The following is a 16946-nucleotide window of genomic DNA, read 5'->3' as shown; positions in this document are numbered from 1 at the left end:
GTTATTAACTCCACCTGTCCATAATATGAACAAATTATTAAATAATAATCATTATAATTATCTTAATAATAATGTTTAATTGTAACTAATAACAATTTATTTATAGAAGAAGAGAAAACAAAAGAACGTTGGGGGACGTTCTTTTGTTAAATAAGAGAGAAGACAAGAGACTTTTAAAAAGTAAAGGCTGGATGATATGTGCCTTGGTAAGGTTCATGTTCCACGAACACTTGAATATCATTACCAGCATTATCTTTACCCATTCGAGTATACGTAAATCGATCATTGTTTAGTTCCGTTAATTCTAGCGCCGCACCGTAACGATTCGTCCCAATAGATACATGGGCCCGAATCTTGTTATTGTCCACCACTTGGAAGTACCCAAAATCGCCGCGGGTTTCACCTGTTTGTAAATTGAAAAATTCATATTTACTTGTGTTTGGATCAAATTTCGCTAAACTAATGAAATTTTGATTGGCCGCTGTCACATCATTACCGTTTTTATCTACGACTTTTGTGCCATTCCACAAGGTTGTTCCTAAAATTTTATCCCCTGATTTATTTGTCACAATTTTGCCAGTTTGATTGGTTAATGCTTCACGTCCATTTGTAAAAGCTAATTTTTTCCCATGATAAGGAATGTGTTCCACGTAAACTTCAACATCATTCCCCAGTTTATCTTTCCCTAAACGCTTGTAAGTAAATTTGTCTTTACTCACTTCGGTTAAATCCACTACGGCTTGATAATTTTGTGTCCGCGAAATTAAAATTCGTTTTGTGCCATCACCTGTCACAAAAAATGTTCCTTCGTCACCACGGGTTTCCCCAGTATTTTTGTCGAAAAACTCGTAAAAACCGGTTTCACCATCATATTTTGCTAAACCAATAAAATTAGCATTTTCTGCCGTTAAATCATTACCAGCAGCATCATAAACACGGGTTCCTTGCCAGTCCGTGCCAGATAAAATCTTTGTCGCCTTATCGCCTTTTGTTTGGCCATTGTTTTGATGTTTGCCTAAATTTGCTGTAGCACTATTTGGATTGGCTGCATGATCTGCAAATGCTGGACTTGCATAACCTGCTATAAGTAACGTACTTAATGTTACTAAAGTAATCGAACTTAATACTTTCTTTTTCATAAAGCATCGCTCCTTTTCTTTGATAAACCTATCTTAACAAACGATTCTAAACTACCACTGTCAGAAAAATGAACAATTTATAAACGATTAAAAACAACTATAAACTATTTTTTTGTTAAAAATGAAGCGGTCAAAAGAATCCTTTACTTCCTTTTGACCGCTTCATCCACTCGTGATTGACTAATTAGAACGTGAAGTCTGGCGTAAAATCTCCTTCATATGGTTCATGTTCTACAAAGACTTTAATTTCTTTGCCATTGTTGTCTTTACCCATTCGTGTATACGTAAAACGTTTATCATTTAATTCTGTTAATTCTAACGCAGCTCCATATTTATTGTCACCAATTGAAACGTGGGCCCGGATTTTGTTATTATCAATTACTTGGAAGTAACCAAAATCTCCACGTGTTTTACCCGTTTCTAAATCAAAGAATTCATATTTACTTGTTTTATTATCAAATTTCGCTAAACTAATAAACATTTTATTTGCTTCAGTAACATCGTTACCGTCTTCATCTAAAACTTTCGTGCCATTCCATAATGTGGCCCCTAAAATGTCATCCCCAGGTTCATTGGTAACAATTTTGCCAGTTTCTGTTTCTAAATCTTTACGGCCATTCGTAAAGGTTAATTTCTCGTCAGAATAAGGGATATGTTCTACAAAGACTTCTACATCTTTTCCGTCTTTATCTTTACCCATTCGCTTATAGGTAAATTTATCTTTCGTCACTTCCGTTAAATCAACGACTGCTTGATAGTTTTGTGTATCCGAAATCAAGATACGCTTTTCGCCATCGTCTGTCACAAAAAATGTGCCTTCATCGCCACGGGTTTCACCTGTTTCTTTGTCGAAAAATTCATAAAAACCTGTTTCACCATCATATTTTGCTAAACCAATAAAATTAGCATTTTCTGCTGTTAAATCATTATTATTTTTGTCGTAAACTTTTGTGCCTTGCCAATCAGTACTGGATAAAATTTCTGTTAATTCTTGTCCTTTTGATTGCTCTTTAGCTGCTTCTGCTGAACTAGAGACTGCAGTGCTTGAGCTAGCTGCACTTGATTTATCTGTTGCAGAGTTGGCTCCGCCAGCACAGCCTGCAATCAACAGCGTACTAAAGGTTAATAAGGTAATCGTACTAAAAACTTTTTTCTTTTTCATAGTTGGTAATCCCCTTTTTTCTTTTTGATATACCTAGAATAGCAAAGCCTTATAAACTCCTACTTGCCGAAAAATGAACAAATTATAAACAAATGAAAAAAAGTTAATAACAATACTAGCTTTTTTTTGTTCACTTGTAATACACTATAAGTAAGAAATAGATTAAAACCACTAGGAGGGACGCTTTTGACCATTAAACGCCGCTTTTTTATTTCTTATATTAGTGCCATCATTATTACTTTAGCCTCTGTTTTAGCTGTTTTATCCTTAGCTTCTTACATCACATTAGGAACTGTCCCCAGTTTGCCCCAAGCTTACCGAATGATGAATAAGCAACGACCATTGACCGCTAACGAAGAAGAAAGTTATTTGGCCTTAGATCAATTGTTAAAAAAGTCACCGAAATTACTAGATACGCCTTTGAGTAAAGAATTAAAGGAAACGATTCAAACAATTGAGGCAAAAGGATTAAGTGTGATTATTCGAAAGAATGCACGGTTTCCTTATTATTCGGATAATTTAGTAGAAAAATCTTTGTCTGTACATATTCCAAACTACGAAATGAATAATATTATGCCAACTGGCACACTGGATAATGCAGGGCGTCTATATCATTATGTCAAATCCGATTTTCATTATTTAGATGGTTCTAACGGGAGCTTTATTGTCTTGAAACGCGAAAGCAGCCTTTTTGAATTCTTCACACGCTGGATTATCTGGATGATTTTGTTAATTATCCTTGTAGCAATTGCGGCAGCTTGGCTCATTAATAAGCGCTTAACCAAAACCACTATCGAGCCATTAGAAGCATTAGAAAAAGCGACTAAAACATTGGGTAAGGATGCCCAAAAAGAAAATCCATTTACACCAACTAGCCACCAAACCGTCTCAACGGAAGTCAAACAGCTCCAACTTAGTTTTGAACAAATGTGGCAAGATTTAGAAGAAGCCAATGCGGAACGCGAAAAATATGAAGATAATCGGAAAGAATTAATTGCAAATATTTCTCATGACTTAAAAACACCAATTACTTCTATCATTGGTTACGTTGAAGGCTTGATGGATGGTGTTGCCAATACCGAAGAAAAAAAACAGCGCTATTTAACGGTCATTCATGAAAAAAGTTTAGGCCTCAATGATTTAATCGAAGAATTATTTTTGTATTCTAAATTAGACCTAGACCGTGCTGTCTTTACAATGGAAAAGACCAATTTCACTCGTTTTATTGCACATATTCTTGAAGAATACCGTTTGGAACAAGAACTCGTGATCACTTCTGTACTTCCCACCGAAGCTTTATACGTTCAAATGGATCCAACGCAGATGAATCGCGTGATTACCAATCTAATTCAAAATAGCATTAAATTTGCGGATCCCAATAAAGAGCAACTGGCCTTTACGATTTCTTTAACGCATAATCAAACAGACTTAGTTTTAACCATTGCAGATAACGGCATTGGTATCGATAAAAAAGAATTACCTTATTTATTCGAACGTTTCTATCGTGTGGACAAATCTCGAACCCCAACAGTTAAAGGAAGCGGCTTGGGATTAAGTATTGTCAAACAAATTATTGACTATCATCAGGGAACAATCACTGTCACAAGTAAAAAAGGAGACGGCACCAACGTGATAATTACGCTGCCGTTGTTGGAGGATGAAAAATGAAACCACATGTATTAATTATTGAAGATGATCCAAGCATTGCTGATTTGCAAAAAGATTATTTAGAAATTAATGATATGACTGTCACAATCGAACATGATGGAAAAAAAGGATTGGAAGCAGCTTTAAATGAGCCCTTTGATTTAATTATTTTAGATGTGATGCTGCCAACTATGGATGGTTTTGAAATCTGTCGTGCAATTCGGAAAAAAAAGCAAACGCCGATCATGATTGTTTCGGCTAAAAAAGAAGATATTGATAAAATTCGTGGGCTTGGCTTAGGTGCTGATGATTATATAATCAAGCCGTTTAGTCCCAATGAATTAGTCGCTCGAGCAAAAGCCCATATGAACCGTTATCAATTGCTAAGCAAAGCAGAACAACCACCACAATTACTAAAAATCAATGAAATCGCTGTCGACACTGCCGCCCACAAAGTGTTTGTTTTAGAAAATGAAGTTATTTTTACAAGCAAAGAATACAAATTATTGGTTTTCTTGATGGAACATCCTAACCGTGTGTGGAATAAAGAAGAACTTTTTGAAAGTGTCTGGGGGTTTGATGCCTTAGATACTGAGGTTTCGACTGTCGTTGTTCACATTAAACGGATTCGGGAAAAATTAAAAAAAGCCAATCTCTCTGATTCTCCGATTGAAACACTCTGGGGAAGTGGCTACCGCTTCAATCGATAAAGAAAGCAAAAAAATAAGTCAGAGCCTAGAAATAGGCTCCGACTTATTTTTTTATTAATTTACACGAGAAAATTTTTGATAAAGTTGGTTAAAAACAATCATAAATTGTTCAATCTCTGCCATTGTATTGCTTTCATCTAAACTAATGCGCACAGCGGAGGTCGCCAATTCCCCAGGCACATGCATGGCATACAAGGTGCTGCTAGCCATTTTTTTTCGGCTAGAACAAGCACTCGTAGTCGAAATATAAATCTGTTTTTCTTCCAATGCATGGACTAGCACTTCGCCGCGGATCCCTTTCAAAGCAAAACATAAAATGTGTGGCGCAAAATGTTCATTATCTTGTGAAAAAACAGTCACATTTTGAAATTCTTCTAGCGCCTTTAATAAATAACTCCGTAATGTCGCCACATGTTGCGGCCGTTGTTGTTCGTTCTCTAAATGCAAACGCAACGCTTTGGCCATTGCCACGATTGCTGGTACGTTTTCTGTCCCACTGCGTTGGTTGTTCTCTTGCCCGCCTCCTGTTAAAAGCGGCGCTAAACGTTTTCCTTGTTTCCAATACATAAAACCAATGCCTCGTGGTCCATGAAATTTATGTGCAGAAAACGTTGCAAAATCCACCCGATCCGTTAACCACTCTGAGTAATTAACTTTCCCAATTGCTTGAACCGCGTCTACATGAAAATGAATTTTAGGAAACTCCGCTAAAACCTCGCTGATTTCTTTAATTGGTTGAATCGTTCCCACTTCATTGTTGACTGCCATAACAGAAACCAAAATCGTTTCTTTTCTAATTAATTTCTGTAGTTCCTCGACTTTTACACGACCTTCTTTATCCACTGGCGCATAAGAAAGTTCAAAACCTAGTTCGACTAATTGTTCCGCTGTTTCTGTAACTGCTGGATGTTCCACTGCAGAAATAATGATGTGATTACCAAATTCTCGTTTTTCGATTGCCGTTCCTTTTAAAACCCAGTTATCTCCTTCAGTTCCGCCACTTGTAAAATAGATTTCATTTGCTGAAACATTGATTAGCTCCGCAATCTGCTTCCGTGCTTGTTGTAAGAGCCGATTCGCTTGGCTGCCTAAGTCATGCAGACTAGACGGATTGCCAATAATCCGCTGACTGGTTTTTACATATGTATCTAAAGCCTGGGGGTAAATCGGTGTAGTTGCACTATTATCAAAATAAATCATTTGTCACCCTTCTTTTTTAAAATTCTTTCCCATTATATACTTTCTAAAGTATCACTTCAAGTCACCACCACGCCATAAAAACAGAGGCTTGTCTGTCGACAAACCTCTGTTTAGTGATTGTTTAATTAAATTGCTGTTAAATTAGGGTTATTGATATTTTTAAAATAAAAATCTTCGATTCGTTTGAACGCCCCTGGCTCAACAGCTTCCAATGCTGTTCCAATTTCATCTAATGCATCTTGATAACGGAATTCTGTCGAGAATAAATACATGCTTTTATCTAAAGCCGTTCGGATGTTCTCGTGAGTATGACGATAGCGGTTTGCATATTGCATCATTTGTTCTGTCAGAGCTGCTGCATTGACTAAATCTTTTGTTTTCTTATCTAATAACTCTAAATCATCTTCGCATAAGTCACACAAACGATTGATTTCATCCATGTTAATGCGCATTTTATTTAAGGCTCGGCTTAAATCTTCAATTCGATCCGTTGCCACATAGAAAAATTCTAAGTAATCAGCAGACAAACCTGGTAATCGTTGCTTTTCAACATACCGTTTGATACTCCGTAAACGGAATTCGTATTCGTCGACTTTTTCTTGGGCGACTTTTTCGCCTTTTCTTAGTTCTTTCAATGAAGCATCAATTTCTAATTGTTGATTTTCAATATCATCTAAAATCTTATAGCATTCTTTATAGAACGCCTGAATTTCAGAGTAAGGAACGGTATGTTCTTTCATTCGAGGTTCCAAATCTTTTTGACGGCGAATAATTTCTTCAATTTCCGTTTGGAAGCCACGACTACGTCCTAGCTCGTTGTTGTTTAAGGTATAGCTTTGTGATACATGGTCCAATTCAATCATTAATTGACGGTTATTTTTTAAGGAATGAGAAATATAATCATCAATAATTTTTTGATTGGTCACGACATATTTCTTCGCTTCAATTTCACGTTCCATCACTTCATATAATGCATCAATCGCCGTTGCTGTGTCGCGGTTCGCAACCTCTACTGCGGCAATCTCTGTTTTTTCTAAATCAGCCATTGAATTCTCGACACGTTTTTTCGCATGTTGAATTTCTTCAGCAAAGTTTTGTTCAGGGAACACGTAATCGTCAGCTAATAATTGGTTATAGCCTTCTTCGATTTCTTTTAATTGATCTGGGAAAGTTTCATTTAATTCTTCATACATTGGTGGAATCCGTTTCATTAAGTCTTCCAATTCATACGTATGACGTTCCGCATCTTCTAGGACTTCTCGAGCCTCGATTGGGTCCCCCGATGTATTTAGTGTGACAAATTGTGTGAATTCAATTTCGACGTTTCTTAATTGTTTTTGGATTTCGGAGTAAGCTGGACCAAAGCTAGCTTTATCATCTTTTAGTGATTTACTTAATTCTTCATAGACATCCAAAGCTTTTTGAACTTCTAATGAATTGCGCTCTTCACTTTCACGTAATTCTTTCAAGCCATTACGAATGACTTCCACTTCGGCTTCCATTTCGGTCATCGTTTCATTCGCTTCCACGACTGCTTTCTTCGCTTTCATGAAACGGAAAATTTCATTTTGATTTTCGACTTCATAAATTTGACTCTCTAGTTCGGCGAAAGAACGCGTCGATAGTTCTACCCAACGTTGATTCCATTCACGGAAACTATTTTGACTCTGTCCAACTAGATGCATTTTTTTAATGTCATCGATTTCTTCAAAGACTGGCAAGTCAAACAGGGCTTCTTTACGAACTTCTAATTCATCTAATTGTTCTTGATTTTTTTTGCGCATAAAATAACCAATTAAGTATAGCACCGCAGCAATAATAACGATTACTAGTACTAAAATGATAATCCAATTATTCTTCATTTTGGCTCCTCCGATAATTTTTCTATAATAAAAGAAAGGTTGTTTGTTCTCTTCACACGGTTATCTATTGTTCCTGACCCTTGAAAAAGGGCATTCTTGCAGAAATACCTATAGAAAATTATAGCACAAACTGTATATTCATTCACTAGTTATAACAAACTTTTTTAAGAAAACCCGCGATCTTCTTACGAAGGGGTTGATTCACTGCTTTCATCGATCCGATTTTCACTAATTTTTTTACAAATATCACTTAGTTGTGTTAAGAAGGCATCCGCTTGACTTTGATCCATCCCAAAGTGTTCATCGCGCATCGCCCAAACTTCTAGCCCAGCTTCTTTGGCAGAGGCAATGCCTTTTTCTGAATCTTCAATGGCTATACATTCCTGTGGCGCAACATCTAATTCTTGTAACGTGTGCAGATAAATATCCGGCGCCGGTTTACTTTCTTCGAAATCTTCCCCACTCACGACCGCATCAAAATAACTACTTAATTGCCCCACTGTCAAAACCTCTTCAATTGCGTCTTTTGTGGAAGAAGAAGCTAATCCGATTTTATAGCCTTGTCTTTTTAAAAATTGTAAAACACGTTTCGCATTTTCATCAAGCACAGCTAAATAATCTATCGGATGCGCTTTTTTATAGGCTATGTATTGTTCATTTAAAAAAGCAATATCTAGCTCTTTTTTGTTGACTTGTTCAATCTTTTGCCATAATGAACGCATATCCGCACCGACTAATTCCGGCAAGGTTAGGCCCTCAATGGTCAAATCAAATTCCGCTAAAAATGCTTTACGTCGCTCATAATAATAAGCTTCGCTATCTACTAGGACACCGTCCATATCAAAAATAATGGCAGTTTTGGATTCTGTCATACTATTTAACTCCTTCGTTACGACTCATATCTTTACAGTTTAACAAAATTTTAAGGAAAAATGAAGAACAAATATTTTCATGATTTCCTAACTTTCTGAAAATAAGTGGTTGCTTTTCTAAATGTTTTTCGGTATCCTTTTACTAATCTACAAATGAGAAAATAATTAAAAACAGGAGTGATAAACGTGAACGTAGTTAAATTCGGCGGTAGCTCGCTAGCATCAGCACCACAGTTACAGAAAGTCTTACAAATCGTCAAGGAAGAGCCGCGCCGAACGTTTGTCGTTGTATCCGCTCCTGGAAAGCGAACCCCGCAAGATATTAAAGTGACTGATTTATTGATTCAATACTATCAGCGCTACTTAAATAATGAGGAAATTGAATCGACAATCTCTGCCATCATTCGTCGTTATGAAGATCTTTTTGATGAATTACACTTGGATAAAGCAGTTTTAGCTGATATTGCTATTTCGATTCGCCAATTAGCCACTTTACCAAAAGAAAACAATGCTTTTTTATTTGACTATTTTTTAGCTAGCGGCGAGGACAATAATGCAAAAGTTGTTGCCAGTTTTTTCAATCAGAATGGCTTAGATGCTCGCTACATTAGTCCAAAAGAATTAGGTCTCCTAGTAACACCTGAGCCAGGCAATGCTCGCATTTTACCAAAAGCTTTAGAGAAAATTAGTGCCTATCGTGAGACTCAACAAATCTTGGTTATTCCAGGTTTCTTTGGTTATACAGAAGCCGGCGAAATTTGTACTTTTTCTCGTGGCGGTTCCGATATCACAGGGTCCATTGTTGCCGCAGGTGTTCAAGCAGATTTGTATGAAAACTTTACCGATGTGGACGGAATTTATGTCGCCCATCCTGGAATTATTGAACAGCCTCAAACGATTCAAGAATTGACCTACAGAGAAATGCGGGAGTTAGCTTATGCAGGATTTGCCGTCCTCCACGACGAAGCCTTAATGCCTGCCTATCGCGCAAATATTCCAGTCGTTATCAAAAATACTAACAACCCACATCATCCTGGCACCCTAATTACCACTTCTCGCAAAGTTAAGCATGCCCCTGTTGTAGGAATTGCTAGTGATCAAGGGTTCGCAAGTATTTACATTAGTAAGTATTTAATGAATAGAGAATTAGGTTTTGGGCGACGGCTTTTAGAAGTACTAGAAAAATTAGCCTTAAGCTATGAGCATATGCCCTCAGGAATTGATGACATCACGATTGTTTTAAGAGAAGACCAGTTAACAACTGAAATTGAAAATCGACTGATGGCTCAACTCCAAGAAGTTTTAGCGCCTGATGAGTTACGCATCACGCATCACCTTTCCATGATTATGATTGTCGGGGAAGGCATGCGCCAACGAATTGGGGTTACTGCTGAAAGTACAATGGCGTTAGCCAAAGAAAAAATCAACTTAGAAATGATTAACCAAGGATCTTCGGAAGTAAGTATTATGTTTGGTATCAAAAAAGAACAAGAGGAAAAAGCCATCAAAGCCTTATATCGGACGTTCTTCCATGATTAATAAAAAAGACGAATGAGAAAACTCATTCGTCTTTTTTATTGGTCTCAGTAATTTTCAATTGGCGTTGAATTTCCGCTTTAATTTTAGCTTCTGGCGCAAAATCTTGTTCCCAATTTTCAGGTTTTAATACTTTATTTGTTTCCGGATCATAATGTGGCTGTCCATCTGGAAATAATTTTCCCATATTGGCTTGATGAACGATTTCAATAATTTTTGTTGGATTGACGCCCATTAAGCAAAACGAACCATAAGTAAAATACAATAAATCAACTAGTGCATCCACTTCCTCCACTAAAGGATCAGATACTGGTTTGCCTTTCGCCAAGACTTTCTGCTCTGCTTTATCGACAGATTTTTTTAATCCGTTGACCAATTGTTGAAAAAGCACTTGGTCATTATTAGCAGCACTATATAAAAATTCCACAAGTTCTTCGACTTTAAACTCTGCTCGTCGACTGGCTAGCTCTGGCGAAAAAGCAGTTGGTTGCTCTGGTTGTTGTGGATTAAAAACCTCGTGGAAGGCACAAGCCATTTCATAAGGGGATTGCTTTTCAGACATTCAGCTACCTTCTTTCTCAAAATAAATCTAATTGTTTTGGATTCAAATCATCGTAACTCAAATTCAAGACTTTTTGCATCTGTAGAGCGTTTTCTGCGGCATCGCCGCCAGAATTATTATTAAAAATTACGCCCACTTCTTTAGCTTCTTGCGACATTTTTAAAACAGCTTCGCTTAAATCAGCGATTTCCTGCGTATTATAATGATAGAGGGTTCTTTTTTTACGCCACTCTGCATCATTGGCTAACCAGCCAGCCGCATTACGTCCGTGAAACCGGAAGAGCACGAGATTAGGATTCGTTACATAAGGATAAAAGGGCACTGGATTCGTAGGAATCTGCGGTTCATCTACAATCACAAGTGAAAATTGATTTTCTTTCATAAATTGCAACATTTGTTTTACAAAGTTTGGTTGATACCATGAATTATTTCGTAATTCAATGGCGATGGGTAGGTCTTTAAACCAGTGACGAATTTTTTGCAAGTAAGCGACATTTTCTTTCGTACAACCAAATGTTCCTGAAAATTGTACCAGAAAGGCAAATAATTTTTTACTTTCAATTAATGGGGCCATACTTTCTAAAAAGGCGGTGATCATTTCTTCTTCACTTGCATAATAAGTCTGCCACTCACCTTGACAACTGATTCCACTATAAACTTTCATGACAAAGCGAAAGTTTTCGGGAACTGCTTTGACCCATTCAGCTACTCGTTCTTTGGGAGGAATCCCGTAATACGCCGTGTCCATTTCAACTAGCGGTAAATGACTGGCATATTCATAAAGCGTGGCCCGTTTTTTTCCAGTTAAATAGTCGTGTTCACTAAAAGATGTTAATCCTAAGCGAATCATGTCCTTCCTCCTCTGCGTAACTTTTTATTTTTTAAATCGTCATCTTAACTTAGTTGGTCCAATCGATATTCGCTTCACAATAGGTTTGACCATCAATCCGAATCTCATGGCGCGTTTTCAACTGATTTTCTTGTTCGACAATTTCGTAATGACTTTCGACTTCTTGCCCATATTCTACTTCTTTATCAAATTTCACAAGAATTTTTTTCGGTTGATGCGTTGTCAAAAAGTCATACCCTAACACATCCAATAACCAATTAAAGTAAATCGCATTATTAACATGTTGATTGCCATCAATATCAAAAAAACGCACACGATAAGGTAAAAAGTTCCCCTCTGCGACTTTTTCAATTTTTTCATGGCGATAAATTTTAGTGATTTTTTCAGAATCAAAAGGTGCAATAATTTCTGGTAACACACTACTGATTTTCCGATTTTTTTGATCCATTAAGACAAAGGTTGATTTCACAAAGACACATTCATTGCCTTTTTCATCATGAACCCAAAAGTTACGATAACAAAAATATTTGTTATAACTCATAGCTTGCGTTGTAATTGCTACTTTTTCACCAACTTTTGGTAAGCGGTGAATCTCTATTTCATAATTGGTGATGACCCAGCCTAGGCCAAATTGAGCGACATAAGCTGCATCTCTTCCTAGTAATTCTGTTTGTTCTTCTGATACTTTAATGACAACCGCTAACAAAGCCGGTATCTTCATTGCACCAGTAAAATCGCCGTCATAGTAGGCAACTTCATAAGAGGATGTATGTTTTTTTCCCACGAAATAATCTCCTTTTTCCAATGGCTACTTTCGTGTCATTGTTTCTTCTTAAAAGTATACCACGTGATTTCTTCAATTGCGATTCCGAATGAAAAATTAACAAAACTTTGAAAAACACTATTATTTATATTATTTAAAAACGTTCTTAATATTACTTAAAAAATATTGTTTTATTTTTAAAAATAACATTTCTTATTATTTGTATCCGAAAGATTATTATGTTATATTCCTATCTGTAAGCGCATACAAAATAATTTTTTAGGAGGTTTTTTTCGTGAAAAAGAGTTTATTAACAATCGTCCTGGCTTTTAGTTTTGTTTTAGGTGGCGCTGCATTGGCCCCTACTGTTTCGGAGGCTCATGGTTACGTAGCAAGTCCTGGAAGTCGTGCTTTCTTTGGTAGTTCTGCTGGTGGTAACTTAAATACAAATGTTGGTCGTGCACAATGGGAACCTCAAAGTATCGAAGCGCCCAAAAATACGTTTATTACTGGTAAATTAGCCAGTGCAGGTGTCTCAGGTTTTGAACCTTTGGATGAACAAACAGCTACTCGTTGGCACAAAACAAACATTACAACAGGTCCCCTTGACATCACTTGGAACTTAACTGCCCAACATAGAACTGCTTCTTGGGATTACTATATTACTAAAAATGGCTGGAATCCCAATCAACCATTAGACATTAAAAACTTCGACAAAATTGCTTCAATTGACGGCAAACAAGAAGTTCCTAATAAAGTTGTTAAACAAACAATTAATATTCCGACAGACCGCAAAGGTTATCATGTCATTTACGCTGTCTGGGGCATTGGTGATACGGTGAACGCCTTTTACCAAGCGATTGATGTGAACATTCAGTAAAAATACTCACATCTTAAACTAAATTAAAGGAGTTCTCAAAAAATGAAGCTAAAAAAAATAATTCCTGCTTTTCTCCTTCTTTCAACCGTAGCAGTTGGCTTGTGGTTAACGCCTACTCAAGCTTCTGCAGATGCTGCGGATACGATGGTAGATATCTCTGGCAAAAAAGTGTTGGTTGGATATTGGCATAACTGGGCCTCAAAAGGACACGATGGTTACAAACAAGGAACATCAGCATCGCTGAACCTTTCAGAAGTAAATCAAGCCTACAATGTCGTACCGGTTTCCTTCATGAAAAGCGATGGTACGACACGGATTCCTACGTTCAAGCCTTATAACCAAACGGACACTGCCTTCCGACAAGAAGTCGCACAATTAAATAGTCAAGGTCGCGCAGTTTTATTGGCACTTGGTGGAGCAGATGCACATATCCAATTAGTCAAAGGCGATGAACAAGCCTTTGCGAATGAAATCATTCGTCAAGTGGAAACATACGGCTTTGATGGTTTAGACATCGACTTAGAGCAATTGGCGATTACTGCTGGTGACAACCAAACCGTCATCCCTGCTGCGTTGAAAATAGTCAAAGACCATTATCGAGCACAAGGAAAAAATTTCATCATTACGATGGCGCCAGAATTCCCTTATTTAAAACCTGGTGCCGCTTATGAAACATACATTACTTCCCTAAATGGTTATTATGATTACATTGCCCCACAATTATATAACCAAGGCGGCGACGGTGTCTGGGTTGATGAAATTATGACTTGGGTTGCTCAAAGCAACGATGCTCTAAAATACGAGTTCCTCTATTATATGTCTGATTCATTAATCCATGGCACGCGCGGCTATCTACAGATACCAAATGATAAATTAGTCCTTGGTTTACCAGCAAATCGGGATGCGGCTGGTAGCGGCTATGTCGTTGAGGCTACCCCTGTAGCCAAAACTTTTGATCAGTTAGCAAAAGACGGTAATCCTATCCGTGGCTTAATGACTTGGTCTGCAAATTGGGACGTTGGTCAAGATGTCAACGGCAAGTCCTACAACAATGAATTTGCGACACGTTATAGTAACCTTGTAAAATAAAAGCTATTTTGAGACAGAACACCGCATTTGGTTCTGTCTCTTTTTAAATTTTACTCACCTGTCTTTCAATAATCCAAACAATGTTCTCTTGCTTTCTAACCAATTAATTTTAAACCAATCACAGAAACAATGATTAAAAAAATAAAAAATATCCGGCGTAGGTCTTTTGATTCACCTAAGAGCATTCCTAAAATAGCGCCTCCTGCTGTACCAATTCCTGTCCAAACTGCATAAGAAACGCCCATCGGTAGTTGTCTCATCCCTAAATATAAAAATAAAAAACTACCACTAAACGCTAGAATTAAAATTAACAATGAACGTAAGTCTTTTTTTGTTGTAAATAATTTAATTGAACCTACGCCAAAGATTTCAAAACAGCCTGCAATAACTAAGTATAACCAACTCATCTTGTTTCCTCCTCTTTATTTCCAGTTACCATTTTTAAGCCAATCACACCTATTAATAACAGCAACAGAAAAAGAACTTTTCCTATGCCCAATGGTGTGTGGAATAAAAAATGATCTGTTACAATAGTTCCAGCACTACCTAAGCCGACAAATACAGCATAGGCTGTGCCGACTGGCAATTCCTCTCCTGCTTTAATCAGCGCATAAAAACTGATAAAGATTGCGATTACTGTCCCTAAAATCTCCCACCATGTTGTACTATGCTTCATGCCAATGACCCAAATCACTTCACAAAAAGCGCCAAAAATAACTTTTAACCAAGCTTTACTCATCTTGTTTTCCTTCCCTTCCAAACAAAAAAAGTGCCAACAAACAGTTCAGCTATGGCCTAAGAACTGTTCATTAACACTTTAGTCGCAAGCATCCGGCGATGTTTACGAAAGTTTTATGTATTAAAATATCTCAGGCTATTATATTCTTATTTTTAAAAAAAATCAACTAAAAAATAATAGTTCGAATTCGAGACATTTCTTTTGCATTTTTAGGACTAATCACTTAAACTTACTTTTAGTAAGTTAATTAATTGAAAAATTATTTTTCTTTTAGGAGGATTTTTATTATGAATACACAAATTTTAGGTTTACACCACGTCACTGCCATGACTTCAAGTGCCGAAAAAATTTATCACTTTTTCACCGATATTTTAGGTCTACGTTTAATTAAGAAGACTGTTAACCAAGACGATATTGAAACATATCATTTATTTTTTGCTGATGATGCCGGCTCTCCCGGAACAGATATGACTTTCTTTGACTTCCCAGGCTTACCTAAAGGAACCAAAGGAACCAATACAATTTCTCGTACTTCCTTCCGTGTAAAAGATGATGCTGCTTTGGATTACTGGGTATCACGCTTTAATGAATATGAAATTGATCATGGAGAAATTCAAGAACGTTTTGGTAAAAAGTATTTAGAATTTGAAGATTTTGACAATCAACGTTACCAACTTATTTCTGATGAAAAGAACCAAGGTGTTGCAGCCGGCACGCCTTGGAAAAAATCTAACGTTCCTAGTGAACATGCTTTAATCGGCTTAGGACCAGCCTTTGTAACTGTCGAAAATTACGAACATCTGCAACTAGTTTTAACTGAAGTTTTAGGGTTCAAATTGATTGATGCTGAAGGTAGTTTCCATTTATTTGAAGTTGGCGAAGGTGGGAATGGTGCCAGCATTATCGTAGAGCATCGGGAAGATTTGCCAGCGGCTCAAGAAGGCTACGGCAATGTCCATCACTTAGCCTTGCGTGTTGCCGATGAGGAAGCACTACGTTTCTGGATTGAAAAAATTAATCGTTTGGAATTTCCTAATTCTGGCTTTGTGGAACGTTTTTACTTTAAATCTGAATATTTCTTGGCAGCAACACATGTTTTATTTGAACTGGCAACCGATGGTCCTGGATTTTTAGAGGATGAAACCTATGAACACGCTGGCGAAAAATTATCATTACCGCCATTTTTAGAACCAAAACGGGCAGGGATTGAAGAATTTGTGCGTCCTTTCGATACTTCAGATGCGAATGTTCAACGAAATTAGTATTTTTTCTAGGAGGCTCCTATGATTCATTACAATAGTAACGAGTTATCTGCAAAAACAGCGTATAAATTTTTATCAGGAAGCATTATTCCTCGACCAATCGCTTGGGTTACGACACAAGATACAGCCACAGGTATCGTCAACGCTGCCCCCTTTAGTTTCTTTAATGCGGCGGCAGCTGAAATTCCTTTAGCAACGTTGTCCATTTTACGACCAGACAAAGAGCCTAAAGATACGGCACGAAATATCTTGGCTACTAAAGAACTTGTCATCCATTTCGTTAACGAAGACGTTCTTACTCAAATGAATCAGACTTCGGCGTCTTTAGCAGCAGAGATCAGTGAAATTGACACATTTGGGATTGAAACCATTGCCAGCCAGACTGTTGCTGTTCCAGCAATCAAAGCCGCGCCGATTCGGATGGAAGCTCGCTTACATCAATATGTACCTATTGATAACCATGAAGGTCAAATTATTACGGATTTATTCATTGTAGAAATTACCGATTTCTATTTTGATTCAGCCGTTTTTGATGAAGAACATCAGTACATTTTACCTGAAAAACTCCAACCGATTGCTCGTTTAGCAGGTAATGATTATACAACATTGGGCGAAATCCGTGAAGTTCGCCGCCCAACGTAAAAAGAAGGCCCCCGCCATGACGGCGGGGGCC

General features: G+C 37.2%; 17 protein-coding genes. 7 read left to right on the top strand and 10 right to left on the bottom strand.

Translation table 11 applies throughout. From position 1 onward, the window contains the following. Positions 1 to 173: 173 nt before the first annotated feature. On the bottom strand, positions 174 to 1139 hold the full coding sequence (locus tag IGL07_RS01675; RefSeq protein WP_002379048.1) for a DUF4822 domain-containing protein: 966 nt from the start codon (positions 1137 to 1139) through the stop codon (positions 174 to 176). A 184-nt stretch (positions 1140 to 1323) separates the two neighbouring features. Then, positions 1324 to 2301 (bottom strand): DUF4822 domain-containing protein, encoded by a 978-nt coding sequence (locus tag IGL07_RS01670; RefSeq protein WP_002366072.1) that lies wholly within the window; start codon positions 2299 to 2301, stop codon positions 1324 to 1326. A gap of 324 nt (positions 2302 to 2625) precedes the next feature. Here IGL07_RS01670 and IGL07_RS01665 point away from each other — a divergent pair, with 324 nt between their 5' ends. Further along, a complete protein-coding gene (locus IGL07_RS01665) occupies positions 2626 to 3969 on the top strand; it encodes a sensor histidine kinase (protein ID WP_025189470.1) in 1344 nt (447 codons plus the stop codon). Then, positions 3966 to 4658, top strand: a complete 693-nt coding sequence (locus IGL07_RS01660) for a response regulator transcription factor (RefSeq protein WP_002355236.1) — start codon at positions 3966 to 3968, stop codon at positions 4656 to 4658. The genes IGL07_RS01665 and IGL07_RS01660 overlap by 4 nt, the downstream gene beginning before the upstream one ends. Positions 4659 to 4712: 54 nt before the next feature. On the opposite strand, the gene IGL07_RS01655 is transcribed toward IGL07_RS01660, so the two are convergent. The 3 genes from IGL07_RS01655 to IGL07_RS01645 all read right to left on the bottom strand — a co-directional run bounded on the left by IGL07_RS01655 (position 4713) and on the right by IGL07_RS01645 (position 8592). After that, a complete protein-coding gene (locus tag IGL07_RS01655) occupies positions 4713 to 5858 on the bottom strand; it encodes a cysteine desulfurase family protein (RefSeq protein WP_002358363.1) in 1146 nt (381 codons plus the stop codon). 125 nt (positions 5859 to 5983) lie between these two features. Beyond that, positions 5984 to 7720, bottom strand: a complete 1737-nt coding sequence (ezrA, locus tag IGL07_RS01650) for a septation ring formation regulator EzrA (protein WP_002375789.1) — start codon at positions 7718 to 7720, stop codon at positions 5984 to 5986. A gap of 185 nt (positions 7721 to 7905) precedes the next feature. Next, positions 7906 to 8592, bottom strand: a complete 687-nt coding sequence (locus IGL07_RS01645; protein WP_010816999.1) for an HAD family hydrolase — start codon at positions 8590 to 8592, stop codon at positions 7906 to 7908. Positions 8593 to 8778: 186 nt separating this feature from the next. Between IGL07_RS01645 and IGL07_RS01640 the strand changes: the two genes are divergently transcribed. Next, positions 8779 to 10131: an aspartate kinase gene (locus IGL07_RS01640; protein WP_002385384.1), complete on the top strand. Its 1353-nt coding sequence runs from the start codon at positions 8779 to 8781 to the stop codon at positions 10129 to 10131. Positions 10132 to 10153: 22 nt separating this feature from the next. Here the strand turns inward: IGL07_RS01640 and IGL07_RS01635 are convergent, their stop codons facing one another. The 3 genes from IGL07_RS01635 to IGL07_RS01625 are packed head-to-tail and all read right to left on the bottom strand — an operon-like array spanning position 10154 to position 12324. Then, positions 10154 to 10690 (bottom strand): haloacid dehalogenase, encoded by a 537-nt coding sequence (locus IGL07_RS01635; RefSeq protein WP_002408664.1) that lies wholly within the window; start codon positions 10688 to 10690, stop codon positions 10154 to 10156. A 16-nt stretch (positions 10691 to 10706) separates the two neighbouring features. After that, entirely contained in the window at positions 10707 to 11540 is an 834-nt protein-coding gene (locus IGL07_RS01630; RefSeq protein WP_002358361.1) for a DUF72 domain-containing protein, read from the bottom strand. A gap of 49 nt (positions 11541 to 11589) precedes the next feature. Continuing rightward, the gene (locus IGL07_RS01625) at positions 11590 to 12324 is read right to left on the bottom strand and encodes an acyl-ACP thioesterase domain-containing protein (RefSeq protein ID WP_010816998.1); all 735 of its coding nucleotides are present in this window, start codon (positions 12322 to 12324) and stop codon (positions 11590 to 11592) included. A 274-nt stretch (positions 12325 to 12598) separates the two neighbouring features. Between IGL07_RS01625 and IGL07_RS01620 the strand changes: the two genes are divergently transcribed. Together IGL07_RS01620 and IGL07_RS01615 are read left to right on the top strand one after the other, a co-directional pair. Further along, positions 12599 to 13183 carry a lytic polysaccharide monooxygenase gene (locus tag IGL07_RS01620; protein ID WP_002355225.1) on the top strand — a complete coding sequence of 195 codons (585 nt, stop codon included), beginning with the start codon at positions 12599 to 12601 and terminating at the stop codon, positions 13181 to 13183. A 42-nt stretch (positions 13184 to 13225) separates the two neighbouring features. Beyond that, positions 13226 to 14272: a chitinase gene (locus tag IGL07_RS01615; RefSeq protein WP_010816997.1), complete on the top strand. Its 1047-nt coding sequence runs from the start codon at positions 13226 to 13228 to the stop codon at positions 14270 to 14272. A 95-nt stretch (positions 14273 to 14367) separates the two neighbouring features. Here IGL07_RS01615 and IGL07_RS01610 read toward each other — a convergent pair whose 3' ends face one another. Further along, entirely contained in the window at positions 14368 to 14679 is a 312-nt protein-coding gene (locus IGL07_RS01610; RefSeq protein ID WP_002355223.1) for a DMT family transporter, read from the bottom strand. Next, positions 14676 to 15032, bottom strand: a complete 357-nt coding sequence (locus IGL07_RS01605) for a DMT family transporter (RefSeq protein ID WP_002386054.1) — start codon at positions 15030 to 15032, stop codon at positions 14676 to 14678. Before IGL07_RS01605 ends, IGL07_RS01610 begins: the two co-directional genes overlap by 4 nt. Positions 15033 to 15298: 266 nt before the next feature. Here IGL07_RS01605 and IGL07_RS01600 point away from each other — a divergent pair, with 266 nt between their 5' ends. Further along, on the top strand, positions 15299 to 16273 hold the full coding sequence (locus IGL07_RS01600; protein WP_010816996.1) for a ring-cleaving dioxygenase: 975 nt from the start codon (positions 15299 to 15301) through the stop codon (positions 16271 to 16273). Between the two features lie 21 nt (positions 16274 to 16294). Further along, positions 16295 to 16915, top strand: a complete 621-nt coding sequence (locus tag IGL07_RS01595) for a flavin reductase family protein (protein ID WP_010816995.1) — start codon at positions 16295 to 16297, stop codon at positions 16913 to 16915. Positions 16916 to 16946 lie beyond the last annotated feature (31 nt).

Source organism: Enterococcus sp. DIV1368f (assembly GCF_051712245.1).
GTDB classification, from domain to species: Bacteria; Bacillota; Bacilli; order Lactobacillales; family Enterococcaceae; genus Enterococcus; species Enterococcus faecalis.
This window is presented reverse-complemented; position numbering and strand designations above follow the sequence as displayed.

Bases quoted from the DNA above. Each gene is read 5' to 3' on its own strand.
- IGL07_RS01675 (WP_002379048.1), bottom strand. From the start codon at position 1,139: ATGAAAAAGAAAGTATTAAGTTCGATTACTTTAGTAACATTAAGTACG.
- IGL07_RS01670 (WP_002366072.1), bottom strand. From the start codon at position 2,301: ATGAAAAAGAAAAAAGTTTTTAGTACGATTACCTTATTAACCTTTAGT.
- IGL07_RS01665 (WP_025189470.1), top strand. From the start codon at position 2,626: ATGAATAAGCAACGACCATTGACCGCTAACGAAGAAGAAAGTTATTTG.
- IGL07_RS01660 (WP_002355236.1), top strand. From the start codon at position 3,966: ATGAAACCACATGTATTAATTATTGAAGATGATCCAAGCATTGCTGAT.
- IGL07_RS01655 (WP_002358363.1), bottom strand. From the start codon at position 5,858: ATGATTTATTTTGATAATAGTGCAACTACACCGATTTACCCCCAGGCT.
- ezrA (WP_002375789.1), bottom strand. From the start codon at position 7,720: ATGAAGAATAATTGGATTATCATTTTAGTACTAGTAATCGTTATTATT.
- IGL07_RS01645 (WP_010816999.1), bottom strand. From the start codon at position 8,592: ATGACAGAATCCAAAACTGCCATTATTTTTGATATGGACGGTGTCCTA.
- IGL07_RS01635 (WP_002408664.1), bottom strand. From the start codon at position 10,690: ATGTCTGAAAAGCAATCCCCTTATGAAATGGCTTGTGCCTTCCACGAG.
- IGL07_RS01630 (WP_002358361.1), bottom strand. From the start codon at position 11,540: ATGATTCGCTTAGGATTAACATCTTTTAGTGAACACGACTATTTAACT.
- IGL07_RS01615 (WP_010816997.1), top strand. From the start codon at position 13,226: ATGAAGCTAAAAAAAATAATTCCTGCTTTTCTCCTTCTTTCAACCGTA.
- IGL07_RS01610 (WP_002355223.1), bottom strand. From the start codon at position 14,679: ATGAGTTGGTTATACTTAGTTATTGCAGGCTGTTTTGAAATCTTTGGC.
- IGL07_RS01600 (WP_010816996.1), top strand. From the start codon at position 15,299: ATGAATACACAAATTTTAGGTTTACACCACGTCACTGCCATGACTTCA.
- IGL07_RS01595 (WP_010816995.1), top strand. From the start codon at position 16,295: ATGATTCATTACAATAGTAACGAGTTATCTGCAAAAACAGCGTATAAA.